General features: G+C 63.4%; 11 protein-coding genes. 8 read left to right on the top strand and 3 right to left on the bottom strand.

From position 1 onward, the window contains the following. Positions 1–36: 36 nt before the first annotated feature. Both AC3ZI9_RS04245 and AC3ZI9_RS04240 read right to left on the bottom strand, forming a co-directional pair. Complete coding sequence (locus AC3ZI9_RS04245; RefSeq protein WP_444566435.1) at positions 37–1,152, bottom strand: Gfo/Idh/MocA family protein; 1,116 nt, start codon at positions 1,150–1,152, stop codon at positions 37–39. Further along, positions 1,149–1,877 carry a sugar phosphate isomerase/epimerase family protein gene (locus tag AC3ZI9_RS04240; RefSeq protein WP_444566436.1) on the bottom strand — a complete coding sequence of 243 codons (729 nt, stop codon included), beginning with the start codon at positions 1,875–1,877 and terminating at the stop codon, positions 1,149–1,151. The genes AC3ZI9_RS04245 and AC3ZI9_RS04240 overlap by 4 nt, the downstream gene beginning before the upstream one ends. Positions 1,878–2,122: 245 nt before the next feature. Between AC3ZI9_RS04240 and AC3ZI9_RS04235 the strand changes: the two genes are divergently transcribed. The 7 genes from AC3ZI9_RS04235 (at position 2,123) to AC3ZI9_RS04205 (ending at position 11,248) form a co-directional block, all read left to right on the top strand. After that, a complete protein-coding gene (locus AC3ZI9_RS04235; protein WP_444566437.1) occupies positions 2,123–3,313 on the top strand; it encodes an ROK family transcriptional regulator in 1,191 nt (396 codons plus the stop codon). Between the two features lie 518 nt (positions 3,314–3,831). Further along, positions 3,832–5,721, top strand: a complete 1,890-nt coding sequence (locus AC3ZI9_RS04230; protein WP_444566438.1) for a hypothetical protein — start codon at positions 3,832–3,834, stop codon at positions 5,719–5,721. Continuing rightward, entirely contained in the window at positions 5,718–6,578 is an 861-nt protein-coding gene (locus tag AC3ZI9_RS04225) for a hypothetical protein (protein WP_444566439.1), read from the top strand. Before AC3ZI9_RS04230 ends, AC3ZI9_RS04225 begins: the two co-directional genes overlap by 4 nt. A gap of 3 nt (positions 6,579–6,581) precedes the next feature. Then, entirely contained in the window at positions 6,582–7,337 is a 756-nt protein-coding gene (locus tag AC3ZI9_RS04220; RefSeq protein WP_444566440.1) for a DUF6339 family protein, read from the top strand. A 281-nt stretch (positions 7,338–7,618) separates the two neighbouring features. Beyond that, entirely contained in the window at positions 7,619–8,500 is an 882-nt protein-coding gene (locus AC3ZI9_RS04215; RefSeq protein ID WP_444566441.1) for an HNH endonuclease, read from the top strand. A gap of 201 nt (positions 8,501–8,701) precedes the next feature. Next, entirely contained in the window at positions 8,702–9,943 is a 1,242-nt protein-coding gene (dcm, locus tag AC3ZI9_RS04210) for a DNA (cytosine-5-)-methyltransferase (protein ID WP_444566442.1), read from the top strand. 255 nt (positions 9,944–10,198) lie between these two features. Next, positions 10,199–11,248, top strand: a complete 1,050-nt coding sequence (locus AC3ZI9_RS04205; RefSeq protein WP_444566443.1) for a type II restriction endonuclease — start codon at positions 10,199–10,201, stop codon at positions 11,246–11,248. Positions 11,249–11,853: 605 nt separating this feature from the next. Here the strand turns inward: AC3ZI9_RS04205 and AC3ZI9_RS04200 are convergent. Beyond that, positions 11,854–13,509 (bottom strand): MFS transporter, encoded by a 1,656-nt coding sequence (locus AC3ZI9_RS04200; RefSeq protein ID WP_444566444.1) that lies wholly within the window; start codon positions 13,507–13,509, stop codon positions 11,854–11,856. A gap of 103 nt (positions 13,510–13,612) precedes the next feature. Between AC3ZI9_RS04200 and AC3ZI9_RS04195 the strand changes: the two genes are divergently transcribed. Further along, complete coding sequence (locus AC3ZI9_RS04195) at positions 13,613–14,842, top strand: MFS transporter (RefSeq protein ID WP_444566445.1); 1,230 nt, start codon at positions 13,613–13,615, stop codon at positions 14,840–14,842. Positions 14,843–14,878 lie beyond the last annotated feature (36 nt).

Here is a 14,878-nt window from a genome sequence, read left to right as displayed (position 1 = left end):
CGGAAGGGATGCGCCGGGAGGGCCCGGTGTATTTGATTAGACGGAGCTGCTGGCCTTGGAGCTGGCCTTCGACGGGTCCCAGTCGGCATCCAGCGGTTCGGAGACCTCGACCGTGCTGGTCACATCGACGAATTGGCCGGTGCCGGCGGCTTCGGAAATGGAGACCATGATGTCCAGGACGTGGAAGGCCAGGGCGCCGGGAACCCGTTCGGGGCGCCCTTCGCGCAGGGCCTGTGCCATTTCGGCGACGCCGGTCCCCCGGGTGAACAGCGAACCTTCGGCCTCGATGACCCGCGATTCGTCCTCACCGGTGTGGAGGGTGGTCTCGCCGTCGAACATATTGGGGTCGGGGAACACCGCGGTGCCCTCGGTGCCGGCGATCTCGACGAATCCTGCGCGTGGGAGTTTCGAGTCGAAGCTGAACACCGATTGTGCGCTCGCCCCCGATTCGAATTCGATCAATGCCGAGATATGGGTGGGGACCTCGACGGGGAATTCGGTTCCTGCCTTCGGTCCCGAGCCGATGGTGCGGGTGGGGCGGGCCTGGGAGGCGGTGGCGGCGACCCGTCGGACCGGACCGAAGACTTGGACCAGCGTGGTCAGGTAGTAGGGGCCGACGTCGAACATGGGGCCGGCGCCCTGTGCGAAGAGGAATTCGGGGCCGGGGTGCCAGGATTCGGGGCCGGGGACCTGGAAGAGCGTGAGCCCGGTCAGTGGCTGGCCGATGGACCCGGCGCGGACCTCGCGCAGTGCGGTTTGCAGGCCGGCACCGAGGAACGTGTCCGGGGCGACGGCGACGCGGACTCCTGCCTGGTGGGCGGCGTCCATGAGTTCGCGTCCTGATTCGCGGTCCAGGGCGTAGGGCTTCTCTCCCCAGACGTGCTTGCCGGCACGGACGGCTTGGAGAGCGACCTCCACGTGCACTGCCGGGACGGTCAGGTTGACCACGATCTCCACGTCGGCGTTCTCCAAGAGTGCCTGATAGGAGCCCGAGTTCGGGACGCCCCATTTGGCTGCCTGGCTGGCGGCACGTTCCTCGTCGAGGTCGGCGATGAACAGGACCTTCAGGTCGGGGAAGCGGGTCAGGTTCTCCAGATACTGGTCGCTGATGGTTCCTGCGCCGACGATGCCGACGCCCGTGGTGGTGTTCATTTGGTGCCTGCCAGGAAGTTGTAGGAATCGGTGACGGCTTGGAGGACGTCGCCGTTGAAGTCGTCGAGTTCGATCACGCGCAGTGCTTGGGGTGCGGCGGCGAGGATCTCAGCGATCGGCATGGAGCCGGCGCCGACGGCGACCTGTTCCTTGTCGTTCTTGGTCTTGGGTCCGTCCTTTACATGGAGGGCTTGGACCCGGTCGCCCAGGCGGCCCAGCAGCGCCGGGGCGCTTTCGCCGCCGACTTCTGCCCAGTAGGTGTCCACTTCCAGCACGACGGCGTCGCCCACCTCCTCGGCGAAGACCTCCAGGGCCGCAGATCCGTCAATGCGGTTCTCGAGTTCGAAGGCGTGGTTGTGGTAGCCGATGGCCAGCCCGTGCTCGGCGGCCTTCGCGGCGATGTCCTTCATGTCGCGGGCGATGCCGGCGACGGATTCGCGGCTGGTCCAGCGGGATTCGTCGATATGCGGGTCGATGATGGTGGAGACGCCCAGTTGCTTCGCTGCGGCGAAGACGGCGTCCAGGTCGGCGTCGATGAGCTTCACATGGGCGGTCGGGGCCGCGAGTCCGAGGCGGCCCATGTGTTCCGCGTATTCCGCGGCCCGCTCGACGAAGGCGTAGGGCTCGACCTGGGTGAAGCCGATGCCGGCCATCGCTTCAAGCGTTCCGGGTAGGTCCTCGGCCAAATGGCCGCGGACCGTATAGAGCTGGACGGACGGTGTCATGAAAGGACTCCTCGGTGCTGGGCGGACTATCGGTCTGCTGCCGCTGCGATCATCATCGTGACGGCAATCACATCAGCGTTGGAATGAGCGTACGAGTACTTTTGACGAACGTCAAGCAAAAGCTGTAGAGGTATACTCAGAAGACGATTCGTGGTCACGTTCTGGCACCAAGACGGGGAACGGCGAATCTGCTGGCATGATCACTGCTAAGAACCGATCACCGACGACGCACGAGAAGAGGGACCATGCCAATCGACACGGCGGAGAACGGCACGGCCGACCTGGCCAAGGCCGGCGAATTCCTGCAGTTGCTACGCGACGGACGCCCCCGGACCCGCGCCGAGTTGGCGCAGGTCACCGGCATGGCTCGATCCACCGTGGCGTCCCGCGTGGACACCCTCCTGCAGCTCGGTTACGTCGCCCCGGTCGGCGATTCCACCTCGACCGGCGGTCGCCCACCGTCGCTCTTCGCGCTCAACCCCGACGCCCGCGTCGTCATCGGCGCTGACCTGGGGGCCAGCCACGCCCGTGCCGTGCTGGCCAACCTCGCGGGGGAAGTCAAGGCCGAGTTCTGGGAGATGCTGCCGATCGCCGACGGCCCCGAGGCCGTGGTGGGCTGGCTGGCCCAGACCATCGGCCGGCTGCTCTCCGAGGCGGGATGCACGACCAACGAGCTTGCGGCCATCGGTGTCGGTCTCCCCGGCCCGGTGGAATTTCAAACAGGTCGACCGGTCAGCCCACCGATCATGCCGGGCTGGGACGGTTACGATCTGCCGGCGAGGCTGCATCAGGACTACGACGTCCCGGTGCTCGTGGATAACGACGTGAACATCATGGCCCTGGGCGAACACAAGGCGAACCTCCCCACCGACCAGGACATCCTCTTCGTCAAGGTCGCCACGGGCATCGGCGCCGGCATCATCGCCGGCGGGAACCTCGAACGTGGAGCCCAGGGAACCGCAGGGGACCTCGGACACGTGCGGGTCCCCGGCGGACCAGAGACCCTCTGCACGTGCGGGAATGTCGGGTGCCTGGAGGCCGTCGCCAGCGGTCCGGCCATCGCCCTGAAGTTGGGCCTGACCGGCGAACCGGGACAGAACATCCCCTCGCTCGTGGCCCAACAAGTGCGCGACGGGGATGCCGCCGCCATTGCCGCAGTGCGCCAGGCAGGCCGGGACCTGGGCAGTGTCCTGGCCACCTGCGTCAGCCTGCTGAACCCCTCGGTCATCGTCGTCGGCGGCTCATTGGCCCAGGTCGGCGAGCACCTCTTAGCGGGGATCCGAGAGGTGGTCTATCAGCGCTCGCTCCCCCTGGCCACCAAGCACCTGCGCATCATCGCCTCCAGCTCCGGCTCCCACGCTGGCGTCTTGGGCGCGGTGGCCTTGGCGACGGAGTTCGCGCTGTCGCCAAAGGCGATCGAGACGGCGACCATCTAACAGCCGGCCCTTACGAGCTGCCGCAGACAATGTCGTCTCGAATGCCGGGTAGATACTCCAAATACCCTCGGCTTGCGTGGACCACACCGGGTCCACGATGCTAACACTAGCTCACCGCCTGCAGCTAAGGTACGGCGGATTACACGAGTGCGAAGAAATCGTCCTTTGACGGCACCCGGGTCGCCAACCACTCCATGGTCGCGGTCGTGTCCCCCGAAAAATTTCTACACCACATCTTGACGGACTACATTTAAGATATATAGTTGATCTATGTCCGACAAATCTTCAAGAAGTAAGTCCAGTGAAACCCGGAACGGTAGATTCCGCCGGTTGGCCGCGACTCGAGGAGATCGGCTTATCCGGGAGATTTCCTTACTAGGGAACCTCTCCAACCGAAAGAACTATGAGTACACGCCAGAAGAGGTAGAAGCGCTTTTTCGTCCGATCGAGGCCGAGATACAAGAAGTGCGAGCCCTCTTCGATCCCGATTCCCCCTCCGACAGAAAGGTGTCATTCGAATGACCTCTGCGAACTTCGGTTTCTATTTCGAGGCCGCCGGCAAGACCGCTACCCAAGGTGCCATTTCTCCGGCCGCGCAGTTCTTCGAAGGCTCAAGGGCCGAAACCTCCTTAGTCCGTGAGACCGGCCAGAACTCCATCGATGCCCGTGCCGATGTCGATCCCGTGAGGATCGTCTTCGAATTGGCAGACATTCCCACCGACGACATTCCGGGAATGGATGGTCTGCGAACCCATCTCGCACAGGTGGAAGAGCAGACACGGGAGTCGCAGGGGCACGAAAACATGAAGTTGGCCCATGAAACCGCATTGCGGACGACTATTCCCGTGCTGCGCATCGGCGACTATGGCACCAAAGGCCTGAGCGGCACCGAGTCCATCGATGACCCCAAGTCCCCGCTTAGCGCCCTGACGAGAGGGGCGGGTATTTCCGCTGACGACGGATCCCGAGGCGGTTCCTTCGGCATCGGTTCGGCCGTGGGGCCCATGGCCTCGGATATGAGCACCGTTCTCTACACATCTCTTCCTTCGGACGGCAACGAGGTGATCTTCGCCGGTTACAGCTGCCTGGCATCGCACCGTGACGCCGAGGGGACCTGGCGCGTGGGTGATGGGTTCTACACAGAACAGTCCCACGACGAGGATTTCCGCTACCTGCGCAACCCCGGCCCCGTCGGGCCATTTCCACAACGAACGGACGCCGGCACCGACCTGTACATCCTCGGATACCGTAAGGCCGAAGAGGACAGCACACTCCAGCACATCAAGGTCGCCTTCATGAGGAATTTTCTCCTAGCGATCCACCGCGGCGAACTCATTGTGGAGGGCATAACCCCGTCAGGAACGTGGTGCTTGGACGCGGAAAGGCTCAAGACAGAAGTGTTAGAAGATGGGGAATCCGCGGCCTTCTTCCGTGCCATCACGGACCCCAATCCCATCGTCGGAACACACGAAAAACTCGGCCAGATGACCCTGTACGTCAATGTCGACGACTCCCTAACCACCTCGCTGCATACGATCACCGTCCGCAGGCCCCTCATGAAGATCGACACGTTCAAACACACGTCGATTCCAGTGAAGTACGCGGCGGTGCTGGAGTGTTTCGACGAGAAGGGCAACACCCTACTGCGCAAGCTCGAGCCACCCCAACACCACAAATGGGATGCCGGACGCTCCGAAGGCGGGGGGAAACTAATCAAAGACCTCAAGGCCTTCGTCCGCAACGGCCTCAAGAGCCGGGTCAAGGAGCAAATCGGCGAACAGGTCCATGTCAAAGGCCTATCCAAATACCTTCCCGATGAGCTGTTCGAAGAGAGGACTCTGACCGAAGCCGGGCCCACAGGAACCCCCGACACAGGGTCTGGAACCACCCGTGAATCCAGCACGGTCCAAGGCCGCGAAGAAGCGGAAAAGCCTGCCTCTGTCGGCGGTCGCAAGGCCGTCAGCGTCCGGGTGAAGACCTCGGCCGGCGGCGATGGCCCGTCCCCTGCTGAAAAGGGCAAGGATGCCGGCGGTGGCAAGAAGCGTGACAACAAGGGTGGGAACATCGCCGGCAATGGCAAGGAAGGTGACGGAACGGGACGGATCAGCGCCGGTAACGTCCGATTCCGAAGCTGGTCCGACGCCAGCAGCGGCGACGTCTGCCTTGCCCTGACCTCTCTAGAAGATATCTCCGGTGACGTGCAGCTTCTTGCACTCGGACCTGGCGGGAGCATCGAGGAAGACTACGAACTGCCGATCGACAAAGTCTCCATCATTACCGCAGGGGTTACCAGCCCGTTGAAACACCAAGGAAACACCTTGACCCAACTCGAGCTAAAGGCCGGGACCACATCCCAGGTCCGGCTCACACTTTCGTCCAACCACCGCTACCGTTTGGGGATCAAATGAGCAGCACCACCCGCGGGTCGTATCCGCATCCCGTCCTCGATGATTCCGACGACGTCGGTGCCGAAATCGAGGTCTTCAACGCCTCGTTCGCCCCGAGCGTCGACGACGTCGAGATCAAGTTCCAGGTACGCATGACAGAACCACGAATCCAAGCCCTCATCGATGAGGGGTCAGCCAAGTACAGCTTCCGATGGTCCTGCACCGCCACCCTTGCCAGCGAGGAGCTAGGGGCCAAGCTCAACATGCACCATACCGACAGCACCGGCTATATCGGATGGATCGACCAGCAATCCGTTAGCGGCACGGTCAGGCTCGAACTCAGGGTCGTCGCCACCAAACCCATCGAGAAGTACCGACCGGAAAACCAGCACCCAGACTACGGCGACGCGGACTTCCACCTCCTGCCCGGTGACATCCTCGCGGACGCCGGCGTCCTCGAATTCGAGGCGGAAAAGCTCTACGACCCCCTCAATCCGCCCCTCGGATCGTGCTTCGAGTTCGTTGCCGACTCCAATCTGAAGCGCGGCTTGCGGATCAGATTCGATGACGACGAGCACATCCTCGTGACCTTCCCCGTTGAAGTCCTTCAAGGGTTCGGCATGCTCCGCAACCGTCAAGACCTGCAGATCAGTCTCGTCGTCCTCCCCGCCCTCATGGAAACCATCTCCTTCATCAAAACCAATGAAACATCCGGCGACGGCGAAGACCTGACCGATAGGAAGTGGTACACCGCCATAAATCGGCTCATGGAAGGATCACGTTCCGGTGACATGAGTCCCTTTCAGATGGCGCAGGAAATCCTCGGAAACCCCTTGGACACATCTCTCACCACCACCTTCGACAATCTGGGGGACTAGACCATGGAAGACAACCGTGCCCGCTCACTCACCAAGCAGGCCGTGGTCGAGCTCAATTCCGCACTCGACGCCGCCGATACCTATGAAGGCTTCTTCGCCCACGCCGATACGATCGTGCACCGCGAGGAAAACCAGCTGGAGCTGCCCGTGGACCTGGGCGCGCCAGAGCGGCTGGACGACACGAAAGGGCCCGGACGCGACGTCGAGAACGCCCCCTTGGTGTACGAGTATCTGGGGGCCTTGGACCGCGCCAATGCCTCGGACCGACGCCTATGGACCTACCTCGCATTCACCACGTACCGCGAATACATGGAAACCCGCTGGCCACTAGCCGACGTACGCAACTGGAAAAACCGTGTCCGGACCCGCTGGCTCATGGGCAATGCCACCCGAGGTCGCCTCATCAGGCATGGCATCGCCCGCCTCTGGTGGGTGTCCTCCCTGACCTACGACCCCCAACGGAAGCATCCGCTGGCACAATCCACCGGCGACCCCTTCGCCTATACCCGCGAGGCCTTCAAGAACGAGGACCGCCTCAACGCCCTCTTCGACCGGGAAGCAGGAGCGCTACCCGACCTGGTCCGCAGCGTCCTGGAACACGCGGCAAAGGGAGGCACCAATGCAACAGACAAACACCTCCAATCAATAATGATGGAAATGACACTCGTCTATGGATACCGCGACATCTCCTACCTCGACGCAGCTGGCCTACGGTCCCTCGTGGTCGACTCCGCGCCCCTCGTGCCTGCCAAGAAATGAACATGGAAGTGGAAAGAGATGCCGTGCCGATAGGATTGACTGCCACCGAAGCGGCCCGGCGGCTTTGACTTGGTCCAAAGGCATTGCGCCAGAAGCTACGCAACAGGGTCCTGCCCGGCCGCCAGATCCACGGCGACCACTGGGTCATCTATGAATAAGATCTCGCCGCTTATGCCCGCAGGGCCGGCTATGACTACCGGAAGTCACCAACAAACTCTGGCCCGGCCTCTCCCCCGGCACCGTCCGACCTGCCGGATTCCGTCGGGGCCACAACATGGTTGTTGCGCGCAGTCTCCGGCGATCGGGCCTTTGGCAGCAATGACGGATACGACGATGAACCCGAAACCCATTACCGGTGGGACGATACCGTCCCCAACCACGGGCGCATCAACGTCGGCGATACCGTCGTGCTGTGGGATAAGAAGGCCATCATCGAGGCCTCGGTCATCGAAAGAGTCGACATCACTGAATCCTCCACGCGGGTGTATCGGTCTCTGAACTGCTGCAAGGAACGCAAGACTAAGCAACCCCGCTACCGGTGCTTCAAATGCGAAAAGGAGTTCGATGAACCAACCGTCGAGAACAAGGACGTCGTTGAATACACCGCCCGTTACGGGACCTCACGGGTGTCCTTGGATGGCCTGCTGGACGGGGCTACCCTGCGCCGCTCCTGCCTGAGTCCGAACTCCCAGCTGAGTCTGTGCCCCCTGCACTGGCCGACCTTCCAGAGCGAACTCTCACAGTCCGGCGGCCCGGAACTCTTGACCGCTCTGCAGGCGTCGACGCGGACCATCGCGGGCGGGCACCGGAGCGCGAACGTCCGGGCCCGGATCGGACAAGGCCAATTCCGCCGCGACCTGCTGACCTCGATGGGACATGTTTGCGTTTTCACCGGTCCCACCCCGGCCCAGGCTTTGGAAGCGGCCCACCTCTACAGCTTCGCGGCGGTGGGTGAACACCACGAACACTGGGGCCTGCTGATGCGCCGGGACCTGCACCGGCTTTTCGACCTCGGGCTTATCGCGGTGGACCCGGCTACCCAGGCCATCGACGTCGCCGACTCCTTGGCTTCCTACGCGCTCTATGCCGGCATAGGGCGGCCAACCCTTGCATGTGGGTTTGAAAAGTCGGCAGCTGGCGTGGCTGGACGACCACTGACGTGAACACCGCACCCCCACCGGCTGAAGCCCTCCCCGTATCGCCTCCCCCGTGCCACCGTTGGGTGTTCTAATCCGTCGGTGGCGGCTGGGAAACTATCCATGCTCGAGGACGGGAAGCCACCGGGTTTCCGCCACGGCGTGGCATCCGCGCAAAAGAACGAATATGCGACATGATGTCAGGTAGTTAACCCAGATAAGGATGTCGTGGAAACGAATACCGAACTTCTTGCCCTTGCCCGTGCCCGCTACACCCAGCGTCAGCTCTCCGCACAACTCGGCGTCAACACGCGCACGATCGCCCGCTGGGAAAGCGACCAGACCCCCATGCCGACCATGCTCGCCCCGGCCCTGCGGGAACTGCTGGGCATGAAGCCGGCCGCGGCCGACGCCGATTTCCGGTTCATCGACCTGTTCGCCGGGATCGGCGGGATCCGCAAGGGCTTTGAAACCCACGGAGGAAAATGCGTGTTCACCAGCGAATGGGACCGTTGGGCGAAGAAGACCTACCTAACGAACTACCCGGACGAAAACGACCCCGAACATGTCTTCGTCGGGGACATCCAACCCGTCCCGGCAGCCGAGGTCGCCGACCACGACGTGTTGCTGGCCGGGTTTCCTTGCCAGCCGTTCTCCATTGCCGGAGTGAGCAAGAAGAACGCTCTGGGTCGGGCCCACGGCTTCGAGGACGCCACTCAGGGCACCTTGTTCTTCGACGTGGCCCGGATCATCGATGAGAAGCGGCCCGCGGCGTTCATGTTGGAGAACGTGAAAAACCTGCGCTCCCACGATAAGGGCCGGACCTTCGCGGTCATCATGGCCACCTTGCAGGAAGAACTTGGTTACGAGGTCCATACCAAGGTCATCAATGGCATCAGTTTCACCCCGCAGAACCGTGAACGCATCATCATCGTCGGTTTCCGTGAACCCACCGACTTCACTTGGGACGATCTGGAAATACCGCCCGTGGGGCCGAAACTCGAGACCATCCTGCACCGCACCGACGGCACCGAACCGGTGCTCGAGTGGGACGGCGACCGGTTCTTCGACCTCGACAACGCCCGTGTGCAGCCCAAATACACGCTCACCGCCAACCTGTGGTCCTACCTGCAGGGATATGCGGCCAAGCACAAGGCCGCCGGCAACGGTTTTGGCTTCGGCTTGGTCCATCCCACCGGGACCTCCCGGACCCTGTCTGCCCGCTACTACAAAGACGGCTCCGAGATCCTCGTCGCCCAAGACGGCAACCGGCCCCGCCGACTCACCCCTAGGGAATGCGCGCGCCTGATGGGGCTGGATGACACCCACCGCATTCCCGTCAGCGACACCCAAGCCTATCGCCAGTTCGGTAACAGCGTCGTGGCCCCCGTTATGGCAGAAGTCGCACGTATCATGACCCCGCACGTCCAAGCCATCCTGGCCCGCCAGGACAGTCCACTGGTCGCCTGAAAACACCCGCCGCACGAACATCACACGACACAACACGGAGATCCTGGGGGATCAATGGAACTTGGATATCTTGCCGATCATTTCAAGGGCGTGGCCGCTAAGGTCCTTAGTCGCGTCGAAACCGTGGGAAACGGTTCCAACCAAAACGAGTTAGCCGGTACCAAGGCCTTTCGGGAGCTCTTCGGCGACCCTGAAGGCAGAGTCCCATTGCGGACTAGGTTCCTGTGGGCGACGGATGAGGCAGAGGAGCCCGTCGTGGAAGACGGCACCCTGACCTACTACGACGCCCGCGCAAATCAACCCAAACGCGGCTCCGAATACCGGCTCTACTACCCCGCGCATGTCGAGGCCATGAAACGGGCCCTGCCCGGGGACATCGTGTTCATAGCAAAACAGAAGGACGACACGGTCCTGCTCATTGTCGCGCCTCACGGCTCGAGCATGGCCGCGCAACTAGATTGGCTCTTCGGCACCAACGCCTTGGAACGCGAGAGCTACTCCGTACGAACCAGCCTCCAAGAGAATCAGGACGGTCTGGGGTTGCCTGCCCTGTATCTGCTGGACATGCTCGGCATCGCTGTCGAACCCACCGACCAGAACTGGCTCGAACAACTTCTCGAAAAGTTCGGGGCCACCTTTCCCTCCACCGCGGAGTTCGGGGCCTTCACCCGATCCACTCTCCCCGATGCTGACCCACGCGATGACCCTGACGCGGTACTCATGGCCTGGCTGGAACGCGAGGAACTACTCTTCCGCACCCTAGAACGCCATCTAGTCACTGATACCCTCAATGCGGTCTACACCAACGGCCAAGTTGACGTGGACAAGTTCGTCGCCGAGTCCCTACGCATCCACAACAGGCGCAAAAGCCGGGCAGGCAAGAGCCTTGAGCACCATCTCATCGCTACTTTTGAGGCTCTGGGGATGCGCCATACCTTCGACAAGGCCACCGAAAATGATGTCCGCCCCGATTTCATCTTCCCCAGCATCGAGGACTACCACGACCCTAGTATCCCGGCCGAGCAACTGACCGTCCTGGGAGCGAAGACCACCTGCAAGGACCGCTGGCGTCAGGTCCTGAGCGAAGCTGAACGCATCGAGCACAAACACCTGATCACCTTGGAAAGCCCGATCAGCTTAGGGCAAACCCGGGAGATGCAGGCACAGAAACTGCAACTTGTCGTCCCCAAGCCGCTGCAGGCACCCTACAGGGCCGAGCAACAATCTTGGCTGATGGACCTAGCCGCTTTCGCCGAACTCACCCGCGGCCGGGACCAGACCGGGCCAACCAGTAGTCTCTTCTGATCCAAGCCCTGAATCTTGCGCCGCTTATATGAGAACGGCGCCGATACGCAGGCCCGGTCGGGTCAGCAGGTAGGTTCAGTGCATGACAAAAAGAAGATCGCCCTAGAAATCGACACCGAGAGCGCCACCGCTTCCCGCTCCTTGGCACGGGCGCTCCTAGCAGTCTTCGAAGCCAGCAGGGTCAGCGCAGGGACTATCTATGTCAAGGGATTCGCCATGAATCCTTCGGATGGGTGGGGACGGGGTACCACCGGATCGAAATCAGCAACACCTAGAACTTCTCCCGGAGGAGTAGAAGCCTCACGGCGACGGACTCCTGCCCGCCACGAGTCGGAATACCCCGCTCGTCCTCGAGAGGTGTTTCAATCCGTCGCAAAAGGAAAATTGCCCACCGAGGATGACTTTCCCCGACCGCTCACGGGGCAAACACTTCGCGGGGACGATGGCAGCAACTCGCGCAATATGACTATGACTTTCCCCGGAGATACCGGACCCGCCCGGGAATCAGCAGCGTTTGCCCGCTAACGCGTACCGATTAGCTCAGGCATCGCCTGCTCCCATAAGTACGTCCACGCGCTGCTCGCGTCCGCAATGCAATCGTGTTCTCAGTGCCTAGTCGGATCAGTCCAGTTGCCGGTGCACACTTTCCACAGCGTCCAGACGACATCGACGGCGTAGACGAAGACCCAGAGCCGTAGGGCAGCCGCCAGGAGGGCGACGAGGTCGAATGGCCCGGTGACGGCATGGATCACCGCACGGAACGGGAGGATCGCTTCTTGCCCGATCCCGAGAAGCGCCTCCGGGTTCAACGAGGGCAGGAAGAGCAACCCGAGGACGACGGCGGTCCCGAAGAGGACCGTATGCCAGAGCAGGTCCACCATGAGCTGCCGTCGGCTCTTTTCCGGCTTGGCCTCCTCCGAGGCCACGCTCTCTTCGTCTTCTGCGTCCAGGCCCGCATCCGCTGCGTTGTCCGGAGTCTCGATGGGCGTTGGGACCAGCGGTGTCGGCTCGAGAGTGCGGGGCTGATCCACCGCGCCGAGCCGGCGCACTGCCGCCGGCACCAGCGCCGCCCCGGAGAGAATGACCACCGCGAAGACGAGGCAGGCCATGAGCCAGGATCCGGCGTCGTACAAGAAACCTGCGGCGAGTGAACCGACCATAGCCCCGGCCAGGGTGCTGGCTTCGTAGAGGCTCAGCCCGCGTCCGAGGTGGCGAGGCCCGACCGATTCGGCGATGACCGCCTGCTGGATGGGCATGATGGCCGCCCAGGCGGCCCCGGAGAGCACCCACAGACCAGCGATGACCAAAGGATTGGGCGCTAAGCCGAGGCCCGCGGCGAAGATCGCACTGGCCACTGAACCGAGGATCAGGATTTTCCGGCGCCCGTACATGACGACGGCACGGTGCAGAAGGGGTGGCAGGATGCTCATGGCGATTGCACCGGGCAGGAAGATCAGTGCGATTTGAAAGGGCTCCAAGTCGAAGTGACGCTGCAGCTGCAGGATCATCAGCAGGCTGATCGCGGCCTCCGCGGCCTCGACGATGACCACTGCCAGCAGCATCGGTCGCAGCTTCCGACCCACCCCACCCAGATTCAGGGAGGTCAACGCCGTTGCGGAATCGTTCTCGGTTCCTTCCTCCCCACCGCCGGCAGGTTCATCGGGCGCGGCAGGTAGGACCCGCCGCCCCGGTGAGGTGGCCAGCACCACGGCCGCTGCGAAGGAACAGAGGGCCAGTGCGAAGAACACGGAGACATAATTGGTCAGCGAGAGCAGGACGACCGCCGGAACGAACACGACCCAGCTGCCGTATTCCTCGGCCGAGAGCAGCTTGGCGAAGACTCCCGAGTCTATGTCCAACCGTTCGCCCACGATGGCCCGGATCGCCACCCACAGGAAGGCTCCTCCCACCCCGGACACGGCTGCTGCCGTCACCGCCAGCGGCAACCCGGAGGCCAGCCCGAAGAGCACGCAGCCCACACCGATGGTCGCTGCGCCTGCTGCCGCGATGCCGAGGCGTCCTCCACGGTCCACCAAGGTTCCGGCGAACGGTCGGGTGAGCAGGGAGACCAGCACGTCCACGGCGAGCAGGACACCGGTCTGGGAGGCCGAGAGTCCCAGCACGGCCCCAGCGAACAGCGGGAGGACGAAGTCGATGAACGTTCCCGTGCCGCTGGTGAGCGTGGCACTGGTGAGCACCCGGCGTTCGCGGCGCAACACCGAGGGCGCTCCCAGGCGATCCGCGCCATCGAGACGTGCCATCAATGCCCTCCCCCGGCTCCGGTACCGTGTGCACCGTCACAGGCACACTACACGGAACTAGTCATGCAGGCAGGCGATCACGAAAACGGCCTACGGTGAATACGTGACACCCGACCCGCTTGAGGCCCCAGACACCGCGACTGCCACCGGCCCTTCACTCACCGACCGCCGGGCGCGACTGGCGGTTTCGCTGCTCTTTTTGACCAACGGCGCCCTGTTCGCCAACCTGCTGCCGCGCTACCCGGCGATCAAGGACGGACTCGGGCTCTCCAACGGGGAATTCGGGGCTGCCGTCGCGGCCTTCCCGCTCGGGGCCCTCATCGCCGGTCTGGCCGCGGCCACCCTGATCCGTCGCTTCCGCTCCTCACGGGTCGCCGTCACCGGCACGATCCTCACCGGCGCCGGCATCCTGCTGGCCGGACTGGCCCCGAGCTGGGCGTTGCTTGCCGGGGCGCTGTTCATCGCCGGGGCCGCCGACGCGATCACCGATGTCGCCCAGAACTCCCACGGGCTGCGCGTCCAACGCCGTTATGGCCGCTCGATCCTGAACTCCTTCCACGCCGCCTGGAGTGTGGGCGCGGTCCTGGGCGGGCTGATGGGGGCCGCGGCCTCCGGAGCCGATATCCCACGCGGCATCCATTTGGGGCTTTCACTCATCCTCTTCAGCGCCCTCGCCCTGTATTGCCGCCGCACGCTTCTTCCCGGGCCGGAGCCGACCGAGGTGGACACCGCGGAGCAGCACGACGGCGGCATCCCCCGGGCCCGCGTCTCCCGCCTGGCCACCTACGGGATCCTCGCCGCACTGGTCCTGGTCGCCACGGGCGGCTCGGTCATCGAGGATGCCGGCAACTCCTGGGCGGCCATCTACCTGCACGATTCACTCGGCGCCGTTGCGCCGGTCACCGCGCTGGGTTTCGTGGCCCTCATCGGCTGCCAGCTGGTGGGTCGGCTCATCGGTGACCAGCTCTTCGATGCCTTCGGCCAACGACTGGTGGCCCGTGCCGGGGGCGTCATCGTCGTGGTGGGCATGGGGTTGGCGCTGGCTTTCCCGACCATCCCGGGGACCATCATCGGTTTCGGGCTTTCCGGCTTCGGCATGGCCACGCTGATCCCGGCGGCCATGCACGCCGCCGACGAGCTCCCCGGCCTGCGCCATGGCACGGGGTTGACCATCCTGGGCTGGCTGATGCGCGTGGGGTTCCTGTTCTCCCCACCGATCGTCGGGTTTGTTGCCGACCGCACCACCCTGGCCACCGGGCTGCTCATCGTGCCATTGGCCGGACTGCTGGTCATCGTCTGTGCCGGGGTCCTGCCCCGCAAGATCCGGGTCTGACCCGCGTCACCTGTTGAGGGAGTACCGTGGCCGGAA

The sequence above is a fragment of the Arthrobacter sp. AOP36-F1-5 genome (assembly GCF_058137995.1).
Note: the sequence above shows the minus strand (reverse complement) of the source record. Positions and strands in the feature narration are given on the sequence as shown.